This window comes from Paraburkholderia sp. SIMBA_054 (assembly GCF_046534875.1).
In the GTDB taxonomy this organism is placed as follows: domain Bacteria; phylum Pseudomonadota; class Gammaproteobacteria; order Burkholderiales; family Burkholderiaceae; genus Paraburkholderia; species Paraburkholderia hospita.
Map to the genome: position 1 here is coordinate 1 of NZ_JAWRXV010001909.1, position 228 is coordinate 228.

The following is a 228-nucleotide window of genomic DNA, read 5'->3' on the forward strand; positions in this document are numbered from 1 at the left end:
CGGGTAAACAGGCGCGTCATGCACCAGAAGACGCTGCCCCGGTTTGAGCAAAGCCGCCAGCCCGGCGCGAATCGCGCCAGTCCCCGCGCCCTGCACCAGCGCCGCAGCCTGTGCGTGAAATGCATCAGCCAGCACCTGTTCCACACGCTGGGTAACGCGCGGTTGATTCAGTCCTGGCGTTAAGCCTAAATCACCGCCAGTAAGAAACTCGCTGCCGGGGAAATGGCG

1 pseudogene is annotated in these 228 nt (G+C 63.6%); it reads right to left on the minus strand.

Annotated elements, in window-relative coordinates:
* A pseudogene (locus tag SB822_RS61690) lies at positions 1-228 on the minus strand (aminotransferase); the annotation flags it as partial.